Genomic DNA, 21,129 nt, shown 5'->3' on the forward strand with positions numbered 1-21,129 from the left:
ACGTGGCCGGAATGACCGGTAGAAGGGGTACACGTCTGCAACATGATGTGACAAATGGTAGCAGGCTAAGCAACCGGATGAATCGATTCAGCCGAAAAAAGACCGCTTTTCGACCAAGGGAACCGGCCTATTCACGATTCTTTTACAAGCGCCTCACGGGGATTTGACTACGTGGCTAGCAAGCTGCGGTCTTCACTGACGAAACCCACACGGTCGCCGTAAAGCATGTTCCTGACGCGTTTTTCCTTCGCATTCTGTTTATCGCTGCTGGCCCTGTTCAGCTGGAGTCCAGCTCAGGCCGCGCAAACCCCGGCTTCCCGTCCCGTCGAGTGGGCGCAACCGGTAGAGGTGCAATACAACCTGTTCCAGATGTCGCCCACGCTGTATCGCAGCGCGCTCCCCGACGACGGCGCGGTACCGTTGCTGAACAACCTGAAGGTGGCCACGGTCATCAACTTCCTGCCGGAAGCGGATTCCAACTGGCTGAAAGCCCCCGGTATCCATCAGGTGCAATTGCCCTATCGCACCAATCACGTGGACGACAGCGATGTGCTCAAGACCCTGCGTGCCATTCAGTCCGCCGAAGCCGACGGCCCGGTGCTGATGCACTGCAAGCACGGCTCCGATCGCACCGGCCTGATGGCGGCGATGTACCGGATCGTCGTGCAGGGCTGGAGCAAGGAAGACGCGCTGAACGAAATGACTCAAGGCGGCTTTGGTGAGAGTGGGCACTTCCGGGACAGCGTGCGTTACGTGATGCAGGCCGATGTCGACAAATTACGCACCGCGCTGGCCAATGGCGATTGCAGCACCAGCGCGTTTGCCACGTGTTCGATGAAGAGCTGGTTTCAGACGGTCAATTTGAAGTAATTAGTCCGGCCTCCCCGTCAACGAGGCCGGCAACCGGCCGGCCGACGAACGCTTCCACCGCGCCCAGCAACGGACGCCCCGCACCCGGCGCAAAGAACGTTGCACGAAACTCACGGCCGGTTTGCGCGTTGAACACCCAGTCCCGGCTGAAGCGCTTGAACGCTTCCTGAGCCAGCACGCCCGACCAGACGTACGCGTAAACCGAGGCGTCGTACTGGGTCACCATGTAATCGAATCCATTGGCGAAGCGATGATCGTCCGGCAGTTGCAGATGACCCAAACTGCGCTGCACATCGGTGCAGACCTCCTCGACCGAGCGCCCGTCGCCGTGGGTCAGGTGCAGCTCGAAATCGATCATCGCCCCCATCAGCAACAAGGCCTGTTGCCGGCTGGAATGGGACTGAGCAGCTGACAGTACCGCTTCGACCCGTGCGTCGCTCAAGCGTTCGCCGGTCTGAAAATGCGCACCCAGCCACAGCAAAAACTCCCGCGACTGACACCACTGCTCGAACAATTGCCCGGAAAACTCCGCCGCTTCATGCCCCAGTTGCAGGATGCCGGACAGGCTGTGATGGGGCGAGCGAGTCAGCACGTGCTGGAGGCAATGGCCAAATTCATGAAACAGCACCCGCAGATCGTCGATTTCGAGCCGGCACGGATGGGTGTCGGTGGCCGGTGTGAAATTGCTGTAGAGCAGCGCAATCGGCAGCGCCGGGCGACCTTCGGCGTTGATCCGGCGATTGCGCAGTGTGGTGGTGCCGGGAAAGTCCACCGCCTTGTCGCGGTGAAACGGGTCGAGGTAGATGTAGCCGATAAGCTGTTCATGCTCGCTGATTTCCAGCAGGCGCACATCGTCATGCCAATGCCCGCCGCCGGACTGCTCGACGATGCGGATCCCGAACATCCGTTCACAGAACAGAAAGAGCCTGCGCAGGGTGCCCTCGAGTGGGAAGTAATCACGCAGGTTTTCCAGTGCGCCGGGAAACTGCTGCTGGCGCCATTGTTCTGCGAGGAAGTCTTCATCCCACGGCTGGACCCGGTCGATCCCGCATTGCTGCGCAAAGGCCGCCAGTTGTTCTGCATCCTGCGCGAGGGCAGGTGCCAGCTGCGCCGCCTGACGCTGGAGAAAACCACTGACCCATGCGGTCGTCCCGGCGCTGTGTTTGGCCAGACTCAGTTGCGCGGCGTTTTCGTGGCCGAGCAAACGGGCTTTCTGCTGGCGCAAGGCAAGCAGCTTGGTCAGCACCGGGCCGTTATCGAAGCGGCCGGCCAGTGGGCCCTGATCGGAGGCGCGGGTCATGTAGGCTACGTAGCATTCCTCACGCAAGGCGCGGTTCTCGGCGTACTTGAGAATGTGCTGGCAGGTGTTCTGCTCCAGCCGGATCAGCCAGCCGTCATGCCCGGCCTCGCGTGCGGCGCGCGCCAGACGATCCTTCATCGCCGGCGACAAGCCTGCGAGCAGCGCAATGTCGTCGACACGCTTGCTCCACGCCTCGGTCCAGCGCTCGAGGTTGTCCAGAAATACGTGCTCCAACCCGCCGATCTCGAGGTTCAACCGCGCCAGCTCCTGTTGCTGTTGAGTGGGAAGCTCAATGCCCGACTGCTTGAACCGGCGCAGAATCCGCAACAGTGCGATGTTGCGCGACTCATCAAAACTGGCCGCGATCGAACTCTGTGCCAAACGCTGGTATGCCTCGTACAACGGGCGATTGCGGGATTTTTCAGAGCGATACTGATTGATCGCCAGATGCGCCTTGGCGCTTTCCACGAGCCAGGTGGGATCGTCGGACCTGACCATCGACAACGTTTCGAGAATCGAGCGGACTTCACCGAGGCGGGCATCGGCTTCGTCGATGCTCAGCACCAGATCGTCCCAGCCGGGATGTTCGGACTGACTGGCGATCACTTGGGCGATGATGTGTCGATTGTCGGCAATGATGCGGTTGACTGCCGTCACGAGATGCTCGGCGCGAATCGCTGGCCAGGGTGGCAGCGTCCAGTGTTGCAGGAGGGGATTGGTGTCGGGCATGGCAGCTTCCTTCGAGGCGTGGCGCAAAGAGGCCAGCCTACGAAGCAAGTGCGGGGGACAGGTGTTAAGCCAATACCACCTTCCACCGACGAATCGTGGAAGGTGGTTGAGGATCAGTGCTGCTCGTCAGGCTTTTTCTTCAGCTTCGGATTCGGGAAGAACTGCACCGCCTGAACCGTTTTGTCCGGTGCAGGCTTGAGCGCGCTGGTGTTGACCCGCGTGCCCAGCTCTTTCGGCACCGACAGCCCCTGGGCATTGAGCGTGTCGCTGTAACCGCACGCCACGCATTCACGGTGCGGGACATCGTCCTCGCTCCACATCATCAGTTTGTCCGGCTCGCTGCACGCCGGGCAGACCGCCCCGGCGATAAAGCGTTTTTTGGTCTTCACGGGTGCCTCACTCATGCTGCCGCGTCCTCACTCAGGCCGCTGTGGCGCAAGAGTGCGTCAATCGACGGCTCACGGCCACGGAAGTCGACGAACAGCACCATCGGCGCCTGCGAACCACCGCGAGCCAGGATCGCTTCGCGGAAGGCGCGACCGGTGTCGGCATTGAGTACGCCGTCTTCTTCGAACTTGGAGAAGGCATCCGCCGACAGCACTTCCGCCCACTTGTAGCTGTAGTAACCCGCCGCGTAACCGCCGGCGAAGATGTGGGCGAAGCTGTTCGGGAAGCGGTTGTAGGCCGGCGGACGCATCACCGAGACTTCGTTGCGCACGCCTTCGAGCACCTGCGCGACGCTGCGGCCGTCACCGTGGGTGGCGTGCAGTTCGAAGTCGAACAGCGAGAACTCCAGTTGGCGCACCATCATCAGACCGGACTGGAAGTTCTTCGCCGCGAGCATTTTTTCCAGCAGATCCTGCGGCAGCGGCTCGCCGGTTTCGTAGTGGCCGGAGATCAGCGCGAGACCTTCCGGCTCCCAGCACCAGTTCTCCATGAACTGGCTTGGCAGCTCGACCGCGTCCCACGCCACGCCGTTGATGCCGGACACGCCGGCATGCTCGACTCGGGTCAGCAGGTGATGCAGGCCGTGGCCGAATTCGTGGAACAGGGTCGTCACTTCATCGTGGGTCAGCAGTGCAGGCTTGCCGCTGTCGGCCGGGGTGAAGTTGCACACCAGATTGGCTACCGGGCTTTGCAGCACGCCGCCGACCGTGCGGCGACGGTCGCGGGCGCCGTCCATCCAGGCACCGCCGCGTTTGTTGGCGCGGGCGTAAAGGTCGAAGAAGAAGCGGCCGACGTGCTGGCCGTTTTCCTTGATCTCGAACAGGCGTACATCCGGGTGCCAGGTGTCGAAGCCTTTCAGTTCGGCGATTTCGATGCCGTAAAGACGTTGAACGATGGCGAACAGACCGCCCAGCACTTTGTCGATCGGGAAGTAGGCGCGCAGGGTTTCCTGAGCCACGCTGTAGCGTTGTTCACGGAGTTTTTCACCGTAGAAACCGCTGTCCCAGCTTTGCAGATCGGCGCAGCCCTGCTCGGCGGCGTAAGCCTTGAGCTGTTGCAGATCCTGGGCGGCAAACGGTTTGCTGCGCTTGGCCAGATCGCGCAGGAAGCTCAGCACCTGATCGCTGGACTCGGCCATTTTGGTGGCCAGGCTCAGTTCGGAGAAGCTGGAGAAACCGAGCAGCTTCGCCAGTTCCTGACGCAGGTCGAGGATTTCATCCATGACCGGGCCGTTGTCGTTCTGGCCGGCGTTCGGGCCTTGATCCGACGCACGGGTGCAGTAGGCGGCGTAGACTTCTTCGCGCAGCGCACGGTCCTGGGCGTAGGTCATCACCGCGTAGTAGCTCGGGAATTCCAGGGTGATCAGCCAGCCGTCGAGGCCTTTGGCCTGGGCGGCAGCAGCCATTTGCGCCTTGGCCGAATCGGTCAGGCCGGCGAGGGCGGCTTCATCGGTCAGGTGCTTGGTCCAGGCCTGAGTGGCGTCGAGCAACTGATTGGAAAAGCGGCTGCCCAGCTCCGATAGCTTGCTCTGCACTTCGGCGTAGCGTTTCTGTTCGGCTTCCGGCAGGTCGATACCCGACAGGCGGAAATCGCGCAGGGCGTGTTCCAGAATGGTTTTCTGCGCCACGTCGAAACCGGCGGCTTCCGGGCTGTTGGCCAGGGCCTCATAGGCCTGGAACAGCTCGCGGTTCTGGCCCATCTCGGTGGAGTAGGCGCTCAATGCCGGCAGGCACGACTCGTAGGCTTCACGCAGTTCGGCGCTGTTGCACACGGCATTGAGGTGGCTGACCGGGCTCCACGCGGCGCCCAGGCGATCATTGAGTTCGTCCATCGCCAGCACCAGCCCGGCCCAGGTCGGGTTCTGGCCCTGGGTCTTGAGGATTTCGGCGATGGCGGCGCGGTTGTCGGCCAGGATGGTTTCGATGGCAGGCTGCACGTGTTCGGCACGGATCGCGGAGAACGGCGGCAGGTCGTAGGACTGCAGAAGAGGGTTGTTCACGCTCACGGTTGGCACCTTGGCTGGAAGAAACATGCGCCCATCTTAATTACAATCGACACCCACCGCAGCTATCGGCGACAGAGAGAGAACTAATCGTGTCCCTTCGCAAGTACCAGAATCACACCCCACGCTTGAGCCCAGGCGCTTTTGTCGACGGCTCGGCGGTGGTGATCGGCGACGTCGAAATCGGCGAAGACAGCTCCGTGTGGCCGCTGACCGTGATCCGCGGCGACATGCACCGCATCCGCATCGGCGCGCGCACCAGCGTGCAGGATGGCTGCGTGTTGCACATCACCCACGCCGGCCCGTTCAACCCGGACGGCTTCCCGCTGCTGATCGGCGATGATGTGACCATCGCCCACAAGGTCATGCTGCACGGCTGCACCGTCGGCAGCCGCGTATTGATCGGCATGGGCAGCATCGTGATGGACGGCGCGGTGGTCGAGGACGACGTGATCATCGGCGCCGGCAGCCTGGTGCCGCCGGGCAAGCGCCTGGAAAGCGGCTTTCTGTACGTGGGCAGTCCGGTGAAACAGGTTCGCCCGCTGACCGACAAGGAAAACGCCTTTTTCACCTACAGCGCGGCGAACTACGTGAAGCTCAAGGACCTGCATCTGGCTGAAGGCTACGACCAGCTCTGACTTTTCTCTCTATTTCCCGGAATTTTTCATGCATTACCAGACCGTACTGTTCGACCTCGATGGCACCCTCACCGATCCGCGCGAGGGCATCACCCGTTCCATCCAGTTCGCCTTGAGCAAACTCGGCATCGATGAGCCGGACCTGACCAAGCTGGAACACTTCATCGGCCCGCCGCTGTTGCAGGCGTTCATGCAGTTTTATGGTTTTGATGAAGCGAAGGCGTGGGAGGCGGTGAATTTCTATCGCGAGCGCTTCAAGGTCACCGGCCTCTACGAGAATCGGGTGTTCGAAGGCGTCACGCCGTTGCTGGAAACTCTGAGCGGCCAAGGCCGGCAGCTGTATATCGCGACGTCGAAGCCGTGGGTGTTCGCCCGGGAAATCGCCCGGCACTTTGATTTTGCCAGGCACTTCAAGGTGATCTACGGCAGCGAACTGGACGGCACCCGTACCAACAAGGTCGAGCTGATTGCGCACCTGATCGCTGAAGAGGGTCTGGATCCGGCCAATACGCTGATGATCGGTGACCGCAAGCATGACCTGATCGGTGCTCGCAGCAACGGTCTGGATGCGGCGGCTGTTGGTTATGGGTTTGGCAGTTTTGAAGAGTTGAATGCCGAGGCGCCGGCTTATCACTTCGAGACTTTGGATCAGTTGCATCAGGCATTTTTGCAGCGCTGATCAGATAGCCTTCGCGAGCAAGCCCGCTCACACATTGGTTTTGTGTTGAACACAGACTTAATGTGTGAGCGGGCTTGCTCGCGAACAGGACCTTTCAGCCACTCAGACTTTCGAATCTACCAACGCTTTCAGCGCCGCTTTGCGCTCAGTCACTGGCAACTCACCCAACCTCTCCACCTGCGCATAAAACCTCAGCCAATCCCCACCGACCTGCCTGAACAACGCCGCAAACGCCGGCACCCACTGGTCATACAGCCCGAACGGCAACAGCCGCGCGTTGTTCAACGGCGCATTGACCCAGGCGTCATAGCGTTTGTCGCCGGCCCACTGGCTATCGCGCATTGTTCGGTAGTCGTGTCGAAACCGTTCGAACTCCGCCGCCTTGCGCTCGCGCATCTGCGCTGCCGCCAATGGTTGTGCATAAAGCTTTTCAAGACGTGAGCGGGTATCGAGGATCAACTGAATGAATTGGTCCCGTTGCTTGAGCTTCGAGTCATTTTCCGGGGGCAAGCCGCGAAACGCTCGCCACTGCCGCGTACCTTCCTGCTCGACGAAGGTCGCGAAGGACTCGTTGAACTCGGTGTCGTCCTTCACATAGAAACGCTGGTGAGCCAGTTCATGGAAGATCAGCGTTGCCAGACGCTCGTCGCCCCAGCCCATCATCGAATTGAGGATCGGGTCATTGAACCAGCCCAGGGTCGAGTAAGCCTCGACGCCGCCGATCGACACGTCCATGCCTTGCAGGCGCTGAATCGCGGCTTCGCCCCGCGCCGCGCTCTGGCTGTAATAGCCGCGATAGGCCACGCAACCGGCAATCGGGAAGCAATGGTTCTGCGGGCTCAGGGAAAACTCCGGGGTGGCGAACACATTCCACACGACAAACGGCCGACCGATGTCGGCATAGAGGCGATAGCTTTGGTTGTCCGGCAGATGCAGGTGTTCGCTGGCAAAAGCCCGGGCTTTCTGGGACTGAGCCAGGTGAGTGCGCAGTTTGGCGTCGCGAGCCGGTTCGGCGATCACCTTGGCCACCGGCTCCCGCGCCCGCAAAAGCTGCAGCTGACCGCTGGCCAGCTGGCTGTAATAGCTCAGGCTTGAGCAACCGTTGAGCAACAAAATCATCACACCCGGAAACAAAATCCGCAAAACGCGATCAAGTAACCCATGGCTTGGAAGCGGCCTGATCAAAATAAGAAATCCCCCCGGAAAGTCTGCCCAAGACTATCCCGCCCATTGGAGCTTCGCTATGCGCATGTTGATACTGACAGGAAGCGTGCTGACGCTGGCCGGTTGTGCCGGATTCGGAATGCCGAACCCTGACCCCTCGCAAGCCTGGATCGATCTGGATGCCCGGCAACAGGACACGGCGCTGCAGGCGCTGGAAGTCGACGACAAGGCTGCCGTCGATCATCGTTACTTCGAAGTGCAGCCCGGCAGCCATGAGCTGAGGGTGCGTTATCAATTTCCGGTCGAGGCGACCAACATCGGCCCGGATGCCGAGCCACTTTGGCGTGATTGTCAGTTGAACGTGAAATTCAAGGATTTCAACGCCGGCCAGCGTTATCAGTTGCAGGCGGGAAGCATCGGTTTCCGCCCGTGGGCCAAACTCTACGATCAACAACGCAACGTGGTGGGCCAGGGCACGCCGGCGGGCTGTCAGCGAACCTGATCGGCGTTATGCTGGATGTCCGAACTCACGGACATCCATCATGCGTACGATGATGCTGTTGCTCGCCGTCAGCCTGCTCGCCGGTTGCCAGACACCGTTGCCCCCCGTCGATCCGAACATGGCCTGGGTCGAGTTCTCGACGCCGTCCCCGGGCGGTAAGTTGCTGATGGCTGAGCGTCTCGACAATAAGCGACTGACTGATGGGCGTTTCTTTCAGGTTACGCCCGGCAGCCATGAGTTGCGGGTGCGCTTCGACTTTGAAGTGTTCGGCGGAGGCGGCAGCCTGATGACCGGCCCTGTGGAGCGCCTGTGCTACCTGACCATCCGCTACGATCATTTCGAGGCAGGGCAGCGTTACAGGCTGGAAGGCCGCTCGCTGGCGTTCACCCCGAGTGCCCGCCTGTACAACGACAAGCGGGAAATCGTCGCCGAGGATCGCGAAGTCAACTGCATCATCTGAGACGTATCAGCGGTCGTTCTTTTGATAGATGATGGCTTTGGTGCCGTTGTCGCAGGTGCCGACGATCATGGCGACGTCGTGTTTTTCAGCCTCCTCTTTGGACACTATCTCCAGGGTGTAGGAGGGCACGGCATTCGCCTGAATCTTGATTTCGATCTCTTGCTTGAGTTCTTCGCAGTCTTTGGGCGCTGCGAAGGCCGACGTTGCCAGCACGCCACAGATAACCGCCAAGGCAAAACGTTTCATGGTTGAAGCTCCATCGAAGCAGCGCGCACGAAGATGCGCGAAAGCTGCTGTCATTTATTCGACCACATTTTTGCCTGGCGGGTTCTGATTCGGCTCAAGCGATTGAATCGTCTTAACTCACTAGCGAAGCGTCCAGGCTGATCTTCGCATTCAGCACCTTGGACACCGGGCAACCTTCCTTGGCCTTGTTGCTCAGCTCCTCGAACTGCGCCTGGGTCGCTCCCGGAATTTTTGCCTTGAGGATCAGTTTCACTGCGGTGATTGCAAAACCGCCGTCCACCTGATCCAGCGTGACCTCGGCCTGGGTGTCGATGCTGTCGGCCTTGAGCCCGGCGTCACCGAGAATCATCGAGAACGCCATGGAGAAACAGCCCGCATGGGCGGCGCCGATCAGTTCTTCCGGATTGGTGCCCTTGCCGCCTTCGAAGCGGGCCTTGAAGCCGTAGGGCGCTTCACGCAGGACGCCGGTTTCGGTGGAAATCGAGCCGATGCCGGTTTTCAGGTCACCTTCCCAATGCGCGGATGCCTTCTTCACGATAGCCATGTGTGCCTCCTTCAAATCGGGCGCGAAATGCCGCGCCGTCGTGGTTTTTGCCTGCAAGGCTTCTGAGGATAGACGTCGGAACAAAGTTCAGCCCATGTGAATCGTTGACTTTTTTAGTAGGAAATTTCGGATCGGCTATTGAAACTCGGGTATATGCCCTCATTGCACACAACACGCTTATGAATTGGGCAGGTTCGCGTTCGCCAAGAACACACCTGCGCCCTCAATCGGAGATGCAGGTTTATGAAGCAACTGTCCGACGTAAAATTTTCCACCCTCGATCTGGTGCCGGTGCGCGAGAACGGCAGCCCGGCCCAGTCGCTGCGCAACTCGCTGGACCTGGCGCAGCATGTCGAGAAATTTGGCTACACGCGGTTCTGGGTCGCCGAGCACCACAACATGGATGGCATCGCCAGTTCCGCCACCTCGGTGTTGCTGGGTTATCTGGCCGGCGGCACGTCGACCATCCGGGTCGGCTCTGGCGGCGTGATGCTACCCAACCACGCACCGCTGGTGATCGCCGAGCAGTTCGGCACCCTCGAAAGCCTGTATCCGGGACGTATCGACCTCGGTCTGGGGCGTGCGCCGGGTTCCGATCAGATGACCGCCCGTGCCTTGCGTCGTGAGCGTTCCGGCAGTGCTGATGATTTCCCCGAAGACGTGGCTGAGCTGGCGCGCTTTCTTGGTCCGCGCACGCCGGATCAGCGGGTGATCGCGATGCCGGGCACCGGCACCAACGTGCCGATCTGGCTGCTCGGCTCGAGTCTGTTCAGTGCGCAACTGGCCGGTGAGCGCGGTTTGCCCTACGCCTTCGCCTCGCATTTCGCGCCGCGTTTCATGCACGAGGCGATTCGCGTCTACCGCAATCACTTCAAGCCATCGGCGGTGCTCGATAAACCGTATGTGATGCTCGGCGTGCCGCTGGTGGCAGCCGACACCGATGAACAGGCCGACTACCTGGCGACCTCCGTGTACCAACGAATCCTCGCGCTGATGCGTGGGCAAAGTCTGGTGCAGCGCCCACCGGTGAAAACCATGGACGGCCTGTGGCTGCCCCACGAGCGTGAGGCCGTGGGTGATTTCCTCGGTCTGGCGATGGTCGGCAGCCCGCAGAAAATCCGCGCGAAACTCGAAGTGCTGATCGAACAGACCCAGGCTGATGAGCTGATCTTCACCTGCGACCTGTACGAGCACGCCGATCGCCTGCATTCCTACGAACTGCTGGCGCAGGTGATGAAGGGCTGAGCCCGATAGCCGCGCACAAAAAAGCCGACGCATAGCGTCGGCTTTTGTTTTTCCGGCGTGATCAGCCGCGGGTGTAGACGATCTCTTTGGCGCCGCCTTCGCAGGTGCCGACGACTTTGCCGCCACTGGCCGCACCCTTGTCGACAATCTCCAGCGAATACCCGGAAACGCCCTTGGCATCCAGCTTGGCCGCGATTTCAGCCTTCAGTTCTTCACAGGGCTTGCCGGCAGCAAACGCACCACCCGCAAGGCTCAACAAACCTACTGCCAATATCAACTTCTTCATCGGTCGCACTCCCTGGTCGGATTAATTAAGGCGGGCATCGAGCCGTTCGCTCGATGCACTCACCTCGTAGCGCATTGCCATTCCTATGGCACTCGGCCAGCGCGCAAGTTCAGAAGCGTAGACCAAACTCAGCTGCTGGCTATCCGGAACCCGACTTTCAGGGTCACTTGAAAGTGGGCAGCCTTGCCATCCTTGATGTGGCCGCGGGTTTCGGTCACTTCAAACCATTCCAGATGCTTGATGCTCTTGTTGGCCTCGGCCAACGCATTGTTGATGGCGTCTTCGATGCTGCTGGTGGACGAACCGACCAGCTCGACTTTCTTGTAGGTGTGATGGTCACTCATGGTGTTCTCCTTGAAGTGTGCAATTGAGCCTAGCAGCGATTTGCCGTGTTGATTTCGGCGATCCGGACAAGAGGAAGTTCAGATTTTCTGCACTTTCCAGAAACGCTGAAGTCCCAACCAACACACGCCACTCATCACCAATGCAGGAGAGCCACCATGGCCAACACCTCGTTACGCAAAGCCTCGTTGCAAAGCATGGAAGCGGAGATCGAGAGTCTGCTCAAGTCGTTGGAAAGCCTGAAGGACGACGCTTCTGACGAGTCGCGCAAGACCCTCAAGGCGCTCAAGAGCAACGCTGAAAGCGCGCTGAAACATTCGCGCAGCCTGCTCAGCGATGCCTACGAAGAAGTCAAAGTCAAAACCCGCGAGACCGGGATCGCCACCCGCGATTACGCGCAGGAACACCCGTGGACGACTGCCGGTGTGGCGGTCGGTGCGCTGGGTCTGCTGGCCGCTTACTTGCTGTTCAAGCGCGGCGAGTGATCCGTCTGGCGCAGCTCGTTCCTGAGCCACTGCGCCAATTGCCGGGCGCGTCCGTCCGCGGCGCGCTTGGGTAGCCACAACGCCAGTTGCGCCGGGGTTTCACTGAAGCCCCACGGCGCGACCAGGCGTCCGGCCTTCAAGTCTTCGGTCACCAGCGGTTCCGGTGCGATTGCCACGCCCAACCCGGCGACGGCCGCTTCCAGCAAGTAATACAAATGTTCGAAACCTTGCCCCAGTTTTAACGCCTTGGCGTCGAAGCCGCTTTGCTGCGCCCAGCTCGGCCAGGCTTGCGGGCGTGAAGTCGTGTGCAGCAAGGGCTCGTCCAGCAGGGCGATGGGCGGTGCCGATTGCAGGCGCTGGTAGCCGCTGAACAGCGGGCTCATGACCGGGCCGATGCGCTCGCTGGCCAGCTCGTAGACTTGCATGTCTGCCGGCCATGGCGGTTCGGCGAACAGCAGCAATGCATCCAGTCCCGGACGGCGCGGGTCGAGATCGCCTTCGCCGGCTGACAGGTGCAGACGTAAATCCGGCAGATCCGCATTCAAGCGTCCCAATCGCGGAATGAACCAGCGCGCCAGCAGGCTGCCGGAGCAACCGAGCACGAACGGCGCATCGGCGGTGCTTTGGGTGAGTTCGGCGCAAACGCTGCGCAGGCGATCAAACGCTTCGCCGCTGGCATCGCGCAGGCGGATGCCGGCATCTGTGAGTTTCAGGCCACGACCGTCCTTGACGAAAAGGCTGACACCGAGATGCTCTTCCAGCACCTTGAGCTGGCGGCTGACCGCGCCGTGGGTGACGTGTAGCTGTTCCGCAGCCTGGCTGACGCTGTTCAGGCGAGCGGTGGCTTCGAAGGCGCGCAGGGCGTTCAGCGGGGGAAGATCATGGCTCATGATATCTGTGAGTTTTCCTGACAGGTTGTGGCGATCTTATCGGTTTTCAGCCTGGAAGGTCAGGGGTAGAGTGAACGCCATTGTCTTCTCGTGAAATCCGCTGGAGCGAACCATGACCCAGACTTCGAACACCTCCGATCTGCGTAACGGCCCTGACGCCAACGGCCTGTTTGGCTCGTTCGGCGGCCGTTATGTCGCGGAAACCCTGATGCCGTTGATCCTCGACCTGGCCCGCGAATACGAGGCGGCCAAGGAAGATCCGGCGTTCAAAGAGGAATTGGCCTACTTCCAGCGCGACTACGTCGGACGTCCGAGCCCGCTGTATTTCGCCGAGCGCCTGACCGAGTTCTGCGGCGGCGCCAAAATCTACCTCAAGCGCGAAGAGCTGAACCACACCGGCGCGCACAAGATCAACAACTGCATCGGCCAGATCCTGCTGGCGCGGCGCATGGGCAAGAAACGCATCATCGCCGAGACCGGCGCCGGCATGCACGGCGTGGCTACCGCCACCGTGGCTGCGCGTTTTGGACTGGACTGCGTGATCTACATGGGCACCACCGACATTGAGCGCCAGCAGGCCAACGTGTTCCGCATGAAGCTGCTGGGCGCCGAGGTGATCCCGGTGGTCGCCGGCACCGGCACCCTGAAAGACGCAATGAACGAAGCGCTGCGTGACTGGGTGACCAACGTCGACAGCACCTTCTACCTGATCGGCACCGTGGCCGGCCCGCACCCTTATCCAGCCATGGTTCGCGACTTCCAGGCGGTTATCGGCAAGGAAACCCGCGATCAGCTGCAAGCTCAGGAAGGTCGCCTGCCGGACAGCCTGGTGGCGTGCATCGGCGGTGGTTCCAATGCCATGGGCCTGTTCCACCCGTTCCTCGACGACAAGAGCGTCGAGATCATCGGCGTCGAAGCCGCCGGTTACGGCATCGAGACCGGCAAGCACGCGGCCAGCCTCAACGGCGGTGTACCGGGTGTGCTGCACGGCAACCGCACCTTCCTGCTGCAGGACGACGATGGCCAGATCATCGACGCCCACTCGATTTCCGCCGGCCTCGACTATCCGGGCATCGGCCCTGAGCACGCGTGGTTGCATGACATCGGCCGCGTCCAGTACACCTCGGTGACCGACGACGAAGCCCTGGCTGCGTTCCACCAGTGCTGCCGTCTGGAAGGGATCATTCCGGCACTGGAAAGCGCCCATGCCCTGGCCGAAGTCTTCAAACGCGCACCGAAACTGCCGAAGGATCACCTGATGGTGGTCAACCTGTCCGGTCGCGGCGACAAAGACATGCAGACCGTCATGCACCACATGGAACACTCTCAACAAGAGCAATCGAAGCAGGAGAAACACTGATGAGCCGCCTGCAAACCCGCTTTGCCGAACTCAAGGAACAGAACCGCGCCGCCCTGGTGACCTTCGTCACTGCTGGCGACCCGGACTACGACACCTCGCTGGCGATCCTCAAGGGCCTGCCGAAAGCCGGTGCCGACGTGATCGAGTTGGGCATGCCGTTTACCGACCCGATGGCCGACGGCCCGGCGATCCAACTGGCCAACATCCGCGCCTTGGGTGCCAAACAGAACCTGATCAAAACCCTGCAAATGGTTCGCGAGTTCCGTGAAGGCAACAGCGACACCCCGCTGGTGCTGATGGGTTACTTCAACCCGATCCACAAGTTCGGCGTCGAGCGCTTCATCGCTGAAGCCAAAGAGGCCGGCGTTGATGGCCTGATCGTGGTCGACATGCCGCCGGAGCATAACTCGGAGCTGTGCGACCCGGCCCAGGCGGCGGGCATCGACTTCATCCGTCTGACCACTCCTACCACCGATGATGCGCGTCTGCCGAAAGTGTTGAATGGCAGCTCAGGCTTCGTTTACTACGTGTCGGTTGCCGGTGTGACCGGCGCCGGTGCGGCGACTCTGGAACACGTCGAGGAGGCGGTGGCGCGTCTGCGTCGTCATACCGATCTGCCGATCAGCATCGGTTTTGGTATCCGCACGCCGGAGCAGGCCGCGTCCATTGCGCGTCTGGCCGACGGTGTGGTGGTGGGCTCGGCGCTGATCGATCACATCGCCAACGCGACCACGCCGGACCAGGCCATCGACGGCGTGCTGAGCCTGTGTTCGGCGCTGTCCGAAGGCGTGCGTAAGGCTCGCGTCAGCTGAAGGTAAAGTTCCTGATACAGAGGAATTAGAGCCTCCAAGCACAGACTAACCAAGCAAGACCGAGGGATTCAGAACCACGTTCTGAATCCCTTTTTGCTGTCAGTGCAGTGAGGAAAGACCCGATGAAAATGCCGAAACGTCTGATTGCCAGTCTGGGCGTGCTGATGATCAGCGCGACACCGCTGCTGGCCAGCGCCGATCCGCGCGACGATCACGACCACGGCGGCCCGCAGCAGGGCCACTACGACAATCGCGGTGGTGATCACCATGATTGGCAAAGCAACCATCGCGGCGGCCCGCCGCCTCGGGACTTCGGCCCGGTGCGTCAGGTGATCCGTGACAATCATGGCTACTTCGTGCGCGGTGCGCCGCCCCCTCCAGGCATCCACCTCGTACGTGGCCGGCCGCTGCCCCACGGCTATTACGGCGAGCGGCTGGATAACCGGGCGTTGAGTCGTCTGCCGTATTACCCGGGTTATGAATGGCGTCGTGCCGGCGGTGACATCGTGCTGATCGCGGTGGGTAGCGGGGTTGTTTACGAAGTACTGGATGGCGTTCTGTACTGACCGTCAGGCAATAAAAAAGACCGCAGCCTTTACGGGCTGTGGTCTTTTGTTTTCAGGGCTGTTGTTCAGGGCAACTCCAATCCGCCCGAGGCTTTGTGCAGTTTGCGCAGATGTTCGCCAATCTGCTTTACGTTGGCCTCGCTGGCCGCAATCTCGGCTGCTCGTTTGGGCTCCAGCAGCGCGCGCACTTCCTTATCCAGATCGCCGGTCAGGGCCAGCAATTGTTTCTGGCGCTGGCTGCTTTCTGCTTCCAGTCGGCTGAATTCGCTTGGTTGCGGCAGGCCATAACCTCGGGAGTCGAGCAATTCTGCCGGCCGGCTGAGGAAGCCGCTGTTGGCGAGAATCTGCTGCAACGTCGCGTTGGCCTTGTCCATGCCACCGTTTTCCAGCTCCCGGGCGCCGAGGTAACGTTGCTTGACCTCATCCTGAGCCAGCAACAGTTGGCGGCGGAAACTGGCTTGTTCCAGCAACAACAGCGCGGCGCTGGTGCGCAGGTCGGCCCGTTCGAACCATGGGCGACGCTCTTCGGCGGACAGCGAAAGCCATTCTTCAACGGTTGTCTGCTTGATCGGCAATTGCTTCTTCAACACATCGAACATCGCCTGATAACGGTCACGGAACGAGTCAAAGCGATAACCCAGGCGCAACGCCTCTTTCGGATCATCAAGCACGCTGGTGTCGGCCAGGCCGCGCCCCTTCAGCACTTCCAGCAAGCCGTTGGGCATGATGCTGTCGAGGCCGGTGAGTCGGGCGTTGTTGCTGCCGCTGCGCAGCAGTTTCAGGCCTTCCACCGCACAGTTGTTGGAGAGGAAGAAGTAATTGCCGTCGTAGCTCCAGTGCATTTCGGCGGCGTGTTCGACCACGCCCTCGATTTCGCTGCGCGAGAGATTCAGCGGCACCGACGCCAGGCTGCGCAGTTCGGTCTTGGTGTATTCGTCGATCACCTGCGCCAGCGGCAACACGAATAGGCGCGACGGGTACTTGCCGACCAGCCCGTCCCAGCTCGACAACTGCACGTCGCCGACGAAGGCGCGGTATGACAGCACCAGATGCTGGTCCAGATCCAGTCGGCAGTCAGGCCCGCGTGGCCGCCCCGGTGCGCAGATCACCAGACGCAACATGCTGTGGCCCCAACGACTGACCCAGTTCTGGTTGGCTTCGGCCAACAGGTAATCCACCGCGTACACGCGTTCCGGATCGACCTGGCCCAGGGGCTGTTTGGCAAAATCGTTGCCGGCGTTGAGGAAGGCGAAGGTTTTGGCGCATTCATCCTTTGCTGGCGGTGCCCAGCCGAAGTGTTCCTGGTAATAGCGATACAGCGCCGGGCGACGGCAGGCGTAGCTCGGGTCGAGGAGGAAATACTCCATGTTGACCGCGACAAACTCCTTCGGGCTGGAGATTTCGTAGAGGTCGGGGCTGCGAGCGATCTGCCGGTTGTGCTGTTCCCGCTCACCCCGACGCCCGACGTATTGCTGCCAGCCGGCGAGATCGAGCAGGCGTGGATCATCGCTGAGGGTGAAGCGCCGACCGTTCTGGCCGCGGCACTCATCGGGAATGCCGATCAGCCCGGCGCTGTTATTGCGCCGGGTGCAGCGCTGGATCAGCGTGCGTTCGGCCGCTGGCCACAAGCGCGCGCGATCGTAAATGTGAGTGATTTCATGCAGCACCGTGGCCAGCAGTTCTCGGCGAACGGTGCCATGGGGGCGATTGGTTTTTTCTTTGGCCGCACTGCCATCGGTTAGTCCGGCGAGCAGTTTGCGGTTCAGGTCCAGCTCGGAGACGAGCGTTGCCTGACCGTAGGCGTTGCCAGGCATGTCGTCGGTCCAGCCGACATCGATGCGCCGGTCCAGGCGTTCGATGAAGCTCGGCGGCAATGCCTGCATGGCTTCATCGAGCAGCGCCTGGCTGGCCTGTTGTTGGGCGGGGCTCAAGCCATCGGTCTTGAGCCGCAATTGCAGGCCGGCGTGGGCGCTGTTGCCAAGCAGCAACAACGCCCCGGCCAGCAGCCAGGCGCCGAGTGACCTCACAGTGCGAGGATGGCTTCGGCGAGTACCTGATCACTGGCGTCGCGGGCTTCCGGCACGCGGGTGCGCAAGGTTTTGAAGGCCGCTTCCAGGTTTGCACCACGGATATCACCGTCGCTGGCCACGAAACTGGCAGCGTCGTCATGGGCTTCGCGGATGATTTTCGAATCGCGAATCGACGTAGTGGTGTCGGAGGTGAAATCGATGGTGCGCTGGGAGGCGCGGACGATGATGTTACTGGTGGCTACCAGGGTGTGTGCCTGGGCCATATCGGCCAACAACAGCAGGCCAAGGGCGGCAGCAATCAGCGGGCTACGCATGGAACGACTCCGAAAGGACAGGGATGACTATTGGACGAGAATTGCCTGTGCCAGTTCAAGGTCACTGACATGAAGTTTTGGCCGGCTCTTGCGCAGGTAATGCAGCGCAGATTCGAGCTGTGCGCCGCGCATCTGGCCGTCACTGGCAACGAACGCTGCGGCATCGTCGTGCGCGGCGATGATCAGTTTACGGTCGAACGGTGCGGAAGAAACCATGCCCGTGGCCCAGACGCTGACGACGGTGTTCTGTGTGGACACATCGAAGGCGTCTGCCAGAGGAATCCAGCAGGCGGTGAGCAGTAAAGAAGGGATAAGCAGATTTGAAAGAAAACGCATGGGACTCGGCAACTGTTGGCGAGTCCCAAGGCTAGCGCAATGCCCGGACTAGAGCCAGCGCCGAAACATCGGGACACGACCGGCGTGCCCCGTAATGTTTCTGTCGCTTAGATCGTCAGAATGGCCTGGGCCAGCTGTGCGTCGGTCGCGTTCAGTTGCGGAGCCTGATGACGGATGTGATCCAGTGCGCTCTCCAGTTTCACGCCACGGATTTCACCTTCGCTGGCTACGAAGCTGGCAGCGTCGTCACGGGCAGCGAGCACGATCTTGTCGTCACGGAAGGACGAAGTAACGTCGGAGGTGGCATCGGAAGAGGACTTGAGCGCGCCAACAACGGCGTCGGTGGTCACGATGAAGCTGGTGGCGCTGGCGTTGGCAGCTACGGCCAACATGGCGGCGGCGCTGAGCAGACGAAGACGGGACATGGGAGAACTCCTGTGGATAAACCGTATTGAGAGGTGGCTCGGTGTCTGAAGGTCAGACGCCAGTCGCACAGCATTCGCCACGTTCTGCATGGATCTTAGGCTTCCATTGCGACTTCGCACAGTGGTCAGGATGCTGGCCTTAATCGATTTCTCGTAACTGTACCTGCCTTTAATTAGATTATGAGAACTGTACCTGTTCGATGATCAGGGTGGAGACTCGGTTTTCCTAGACCACAAACGACAAAACCCGTCGCGGTTTCCCGCGACGGGTCTTGTGTATTCAATTCGGGTTGCTGGCGGTGGGTCTAGCGACCAGAGCCAGCGACGCTGCTTAGCGCCAGAACGGCTTGCTCAGCTCTTCGTAGCGTTGTGCTTCGCTGATACCGGCATCGGCCAGCAGACGCGAATCCAGGCGAGCCAGTTGGTGGCGGCTGGAGATGCGGCGCTGCCACAACATCAGGTTGGCGATAACGCGCAGAGGCAGGGAAGCCTGGGTTTTTACAGCTTTGTCTTCGAAGAACAGTTCGGAACTGAGTGTACGTTCCATGGTTGACATCCTTCCGCTTGTGGCGGGATTAGGTAGTGGTTTAACTGGTGCCCATGATCCTCTCGTTTGGCCAGACTCTCTAGATACAGTTCACCTGTATTGTGAGTGACCAGTTAACTGTTTATAGGGGGTGTACGGGTCAAAATTGCGCAAACTGTACTTGTCTGCGCTTATTTGGTGCATTTTTACCCAAATCGATGATTAGAGTAGGCAAAAGCCGTAGGAAAAGACCGGTACAGCAGTACAGTTTTTGACGGCTGCGGCGGTTTTCAAAATTCCGCTGACGAAACTGTGTTTGCGCCAGCGGAAAATCTGTGCGGATTACACCGCCAGCATGCGTCCGGTTTCTTCCAGATTGATGTGCCAGCTCAGGGCGTCACGCAGGATGTGCGGGGTGTGGCCGCCGATCGCACAGGCTTTTTCGAAGTAATCGTTCAGCGCCGGGCGGTAATCCGGGTGCACGCAATTATCGATGATGACCCGGGCGCGTTCCCGTGGCGCCAGGCCGCGCAGGTCGGCCAGGCCCACTTCGGTCACCAGGATGTCGACGTCATGCTCGGTATGGTCGACGTGGCTGACCATTGGCACCACGCTGGAAATCGCGCCGCCCTTGGCGATCGACTTGGTCACGAACACCGCCAGGTGTGCGTTGCGCGCGAAGTCGCCCGAGCCGCCAATGCCGTTCATCATCCGCGTGCCGCAGACGTGGGTGGAGTTGACGTTGCCATAGATGTCGAACTCAAGGGCGGTGTTGATGCCGATGATGCCCAGGCGCCGCACCACCTCCGGGTGGTTGGAGATTTCCTGCGGACGCAATACCAGCTTGTCCTTGTACTTCTCCAGATTGCCGAACACGTCGCTGTTGCGCCGCTCCGACAGAGTGATCGAGCTGCCCGAGGCGAAGCTCAGCTTGCCCGCATCAATCAGGTCAAAGGTCGAGTCTTGCAGCACTTCGGAATACATGGTCAGGTCTTCGAACGGCGAATCGATCAGCCCGCACATCACCGCGTTGGCAATGTTGCCGATCCCGGCCTGCAACGGGCCGAGCTTGTTGGTCATGCGCCCGGCGTCGACTTCCTGCTTGAGGAAAGTGATCAGGTGATCGGCGATGGCTTTGGTATCGACATCCGGCGACGACACGGTGGACGGCGAGTCCGACTGCTGGGTGATGACGATGGCGACAATCTTCTCCGGCGGGATCGGGATCGCGGTGCTGCCGATGCGGTCGTCGACCTTTACCAGCGGGATCGGCGTGCGGGTCGGGCGGTAGGTCGGAATATAGATGTCGTGCAGACCTTCGAGGTTGGCGTTGTGCGCCAGGTTGATCTCGACGATCACGTGTTTGGCGAAGATCGCGAAGCTCGCCGAGTTGCCCACCGAAGTGGTCGGCACGATGTGGCCCTGTTCGGTGATGGCCACAGCTTCGATGACGGCGATGTCCGGCAGCTTCAGCTGCTGGTTGCGCAGTTGCTCGACGGTTTCCGACAGGTGCTGGTCGATGAACATCACTTCGCCGGCGTTGATTGCCTTGCGCAAGGTGCTGTCGACCTGGAACGGCATGCGCCGGGACAGCACGCCAGCCTCGGTCAGTTGCTTGTCGAGGTCATTGCCCAGACTGGCGCCGGTCATCAGGCTGATCTTCAGCGGCGTGACCTTGGCTCGCTCGGCCAGCGCATGGGGAACGGCCTTGGCTTCGCCGGCGCGGGTGAAGCCGCTCATGCCGACGGTCATGCCGTCCTCGATCAGCGCAGCGGCGTCGGCGGCGCTCATCACTTTATCCAACAACGAAGGCAGGCGAATACGGTCACGGTACATGGATTATTTTCTCGGGCAGCGAGTAGCAGGATGCGCAGTCTAGTGAATTTCGCGAGCGCCTGTCCCGCTACCAAGGTCGCAAACGAGGCGTCTAT

25 protein-coding genes are annotated in these 21,129 nt (G+C 60.7%); 10 read left to right on the plus strand and 15 right to left on the minus strand.

All coding sequences use genetic code 11. The features are described 5' to 3' along the window. The first annotated feature begins 225 nt into the window (after nucleotides 1-225). Nucleotides 226-870, plus strand: coding sequence for a phosphatase domain-containing protein (locus BMZ46_RS17670; RefSeq protein WP_074689746.1), 645 nt, complete (start codon nucleotides 226-228; stop codon nucleotides 868-870). Here BMZ46_RS17670 and BMZ46_RS17675 read toward each other — a convergent pair. From BMZ46_RS17675 to prlC, 3 genes are all read right to left on the minus strand, one after another. Beyond that, nucleotides 857-2,899 carry a M3 family metallopeptidase gene (locus BMZ46_RS17675; protein ID WP_074689745.1) on the minus strand — a complete coding sequence of 681 codons (2,043 nt, stop codon included), beginning with the start codon at nucleotides 2,897-2,899 and terminating at the stop codon, nucleotides 857-859. The two genes, BMZ46_RS17670 and BMZ46_RS17675, sit on opposite strands and share 14 nt — an antisense overlap. A 113-nt stretch (nucleotides 2,900-3,012) precedes the next feature. Next, entirely contained in the window at nucleotides 3,013-3,303 is a 291-nt protein-coding gene (locus BMZ46_RS17680; protein WP_007953955.1) for a YheV family putative zinc ribbon protein, read from the minus strand. Beyond that, complete coding sequence (gene prlC / locus BMZ46_RS17685; protein ID WP_170844917.1) at nucleotides 3,300-5,378, minus strand: oligopeptidase A; 2,079 nt, start codon at nucleotides 5,376-5,378, stop codon at nucleotides 3,300-3,302. The genes BMZ46_RS17680 and prlC overlap by 4 nt, the downstream gene beginning before the upstream one ends. Nucleotides 5,379-5,440: 62 nt before the next feature. On the opposite strand from prlC, the gene BMZ46_RS17690 reads away from it, so the two are divergent. Both BMZ46_RS17690 and BMZ46_RS17695 read left to right on the plus strand, forming a co-directional pair. Continuing rightward, nucleotides 5,441-5,986: a gamma carbonic anhydrase family protein gene (locus BMZ46_RS17690; protein ID WP_074689744.1), complete on the plus strand. Its 546-nt coding sequence runs from the start codon at nucleotides 5,441-5,443 to the stop codon at nucleotides 5,984-5,986. A gap of 28 nt (nucleotides 5,987-6,014) precedes the next feature. Beyond that, nucleotides 6,015-6,665, plus strand: a complete 651-nt coding sequence (locus BMZ46_RS17695; protein ID WP_074689743.1) for an HAD family hydrolase — start codon at nucleotides 6,015-6,017, stop codon at nucleotides 6,663-6,665. A gap of 102 nt (nucleotides 6,666-6,767) precedes the next feature. Here BMZ46_RS17695 and BMZ46_RS17700 read toward each other — a convergent pair whose 3' ends face one another. Continuing rightward, nucleotides 6,768-7,850, minus strand: coding sequence for an aminopeptidase (locus BMZ46_RS17700; protein WP_074689742.1), 1,083 nt, complete (start codon nucleotides 7,848-7,850; stop codon nucleotides 6,768-6,770). Nucleotides 7,851-7,908: 58 nt separating this feature from the next. Here BMZ46_RS17700 and BMZ46_RS17705 point away from each other — a divergent pair, with 58 nt between their 5' ends. Together BMZ46_RS17705 and BMZ46_RS17710 are read left to right on the plus strand one after the other, a co-directional pair. Next, on the plus strand, nucleotides 7,909-8,331 hold the full coding sequence (locus tag BMZ46_RS17705; protein WP_074689741.1) for a PA0061/PA0062 family lipoprotein: 423 nt from the start codon (nucleotides 7,909-7,911) through the stop codon (nucleotides 8,329-8,331). 40 nt (nucleotides 8,332-8,371) lie between these two features. Then, complete coding sequence (locus tag BMZ46_RS17710) at nucleotides 8,372-8,791, plus strand: PA0061/PA0062 family lipoprotein (RefSeq protein ID WP_074689740.1); 420 nt, start codon at nucleotides 8,372-8,374, stop codon at nucleotides 8,789-8,791. 6 nt (nucleotides 8,792-8,797) lie between these two features. On the opposite strand, the gene BMZ46_RS17715 is transcribed toward BMZ46_RS17710, so the two are convergent. Both BMZ46_RS17715 and BMZ46_RS17720 read right to left on the minus strand, forming a co-directional pair. Then, entirely contained in the window at nucleotides 8,798-9,037 is a 240-nt protein-coding gene (locus BMZ46_RS17715) for a DUF1161 domain-containing protein (protein WP_074689739.1), read from the minus strand. Nucleotides 9,038-9,149: 112 nt separating this feature from the next. Beyond that, nucleotides 9,150-9,581 carry an OsmC family protein gene (locus BMZ46_RS17720; RefSeq protein ID WP_011331817.1) on the minus strand — a complete coding sequence of 144 codons (432 nt, stop codon included), beginning with the start codon at nucleotides 9,579-9,581 and terminating at the stop codon, nucleotides 9,150-9,152. A gap of 243 nt (nucleotides 9,582-9,824) precedes the next feature. Between BMZ46_RS17720 and BMZ46_RS17725 the strand changes: the two genes are divergently transcribed. Next, nucleotides 9,825-10,826 (plus strand): LLM class flavin-dependent oxidoreductase, encoded by a 1,002-nt coding sequence (locus BMZ46_RS17725; protein WP_039764807.1) that lies wholly within the window; start codon nucleotides 9,825-9,827, stop codon nucleotides 10,824-10,826. A gap of 61 nt (nucleotides 10,827-10,887) precedes the next feature. Here the strand turns inward: BMZ46_RS17725 and BMZ46_RS17730 are convergent, their stop codons facing one another. Further along, nucleotides 10,888-11,112: a DUF1161 domain-containing protein gene (locus BMZ46_RS17730; RefSeq protein WP_039764805.1), complete on the minus strand. Its 225-nt coding sequence runs from the start codon at nucleotides 11,110-11,112 to the stop codon at nucleotides 10,888-10,890. 128 nt (nucleotides 11,113-11,240) lie between these two features. Beyond that, a complete protein-coding gene (locus BMZ46_RS17735) occupies nucleotides 11,241-11,456 on the minus strand; it encodes a dodecin (RefSeq protein ID WP_007953919.1) in 216 nt (71 codons plus the stop codon). A 156-nt stretch (nucleotides 11,457-11,612) separates the two neighbouring features. Between BMZ46_RS17735 and BMZ46_RS17740 the strand changes: the two genes are divergently transcribed. Next, complete coding sequence (locus tag BMZ46_RS17740; RefSeq protein ID WP_011331820.1) at nucleotides 11,613-11,939, plus strand: ElaB/YgaM/YqjD family protein; 327 nt, start codon at nucleotides 11,613-11,615, stop codon at nucleotides 11,937-11,939. On the opposite strand, the gene BMZ46_RS17745 is transcribed toward BMZ46_RS17740, so the two are convergent. Further along, nucleotides 11,912-12,829, minus strand: coding sequence for a LysR family transcriptional regulator (locus BMZ46_RS17745; protein ID WP_039764803.1), 918 nt, complete (start codon nucleotides 12,827-12,829; stop codon nucleotides 11,912-11,914). The genes BMZ46_RS17740 and BMZ46_RS17745 overlap by 28 nt on opposite strands. A 112-nt stretch (nucleotides 12,830-12,941) precedes the next feature. Here BMZ46_RS17745 and trpB point away from each other — a divergent pair, with 112 nt between their 5' ends. The 3 genes from trpB (at nucleotide 12,942) to BMZ46_RS17760 (ending at nucleotide 15,567) form a co-directional block, all read left to right on the plus strand. Then, a complete protein-coding gene (gene trpB, locus BMZ46_RS17750) occupies nucleotides 12,942-14,189 on the plus strand; it encodes a tryptophan synthase subunit beta (protein ID WP_064379337.1) in 1,248 nt (415 codons plus the stop codon). Further along, entirely contained in the window at nucleotides 14,189-15,001 is an 813-nt protein-coding gene (trpA, locus tag BMZ46_RS17755) for a tryptophan synthase subunit alpha (protein ID WP_074689738.1), read from the plus strand. Before trpB ends, trpA begins: the two co-directional genes overlap by 1 nt. Before the next feature lie 122 nt (nucleotides 15,002-15,123). Continuing rightward, on the plus strand, nucleotides 15,124-15,567 hold the full coding sequence (locus tag BMZ46_RS17760) for an anti-virulence regulator CigR family protein (RefSeq protein WP_007953914.1): 444 nt from the start codon (nucleotides 15,124-15,126) through the stop codon (nucleotides 15,565-15,567). A 65-nt stretch (nucleotides 15,568-15,632) separates the two neighbouring features. On the opposite strand, the gene BMZ46_RS17765 is transcribed toward BMZ46_RS17760, so the two are convergent. From BMZ46_RS17765 to BMZ46_RS17790, 6 genes are all read right to left on the minus strand, one after another. Continuing rightward, entirely contained in the window at nucleotides 15,633-17,594 is a 1,962-nt protein-coding gene (locus BMZ46_RS17765) for a DUF7844 domain-containing protein (RefSeq protein WP_039764797.1), read from the minus strand. Continuing rightward, entirely contained in the window at nucleotides 17,591-17,911 is a 321-nt protein-coding gene (locus BMZ46_RS17770) for a DUF2388 domain-containing protein (RefSeq protein WP_039764795.1), read from the minus strand. Before BMZ46_RS17770 ends, BMZ46_RS17765 begins: the two co-directional genes overlap by 4 nt. 27 nt (nucleotides 17,912-17,938) lie before the next feature. Then, entirely contained in the window at nucleotides 17,939-18,247 is a 309-nt protein-coding gene (locus BMZ46_RS17775) for a DUF2388 domain-containing protein (RefSeq protein ID WP_064592548.1), read from the minus strand. Between the two features lie 107 nt (nucleotides 18,248-18,354). Further along, a complete protein-coding gene (locus tag BMZ46_RS17780) occupies nucleotides 18,355-18,672 on the minus strand; it encodes a DUF2388 domain-containing protein (protein ID WP_074689737.1) in 318 nt (105 codons plus the stop codon). A gap of 331 nt (nucleotides 18,673-19,003) precedes the next feature. Continuing rightward, on the minus strand, nucleotides 19,004-19,219 hold the full coding sequence (locus tag BMZ46_RS17785; protein WP_011331828.1) for a DUF1127 domain-containing protein: 216 nt from the start codon (nucleotides 19,217-19,219) through the stop codon (nucleotides 19,004-19,006). A 321-nt stretch (nucleotides 19,220-19,540) separates the two neighbouring features. Next, nucleotides 19,541-21,034, minus strand: coding sequence for an acetyl-CoA hydrolase/transferase family protein (locus tag BMZ46_RS17790; protein WP_074689736.1), 1,494 nt, complete (start codon nucleotides 21,032-21,034; stop codon nucleotides 19,541-19,543). Nucleotides 21,035-21,129: the final 95 nt, after the last annotated feature.

It is taken from the genome of Pseudomonas sp. NFIX49, assembly GCF_900115915.1.
GTDB lineage: Bacteria > Pseudomonadota > Gammaproteobacteria > Pseudomonadales > Pseudomonadaceae > Aquipseudomonas > Aquipseudomonas pharyngis.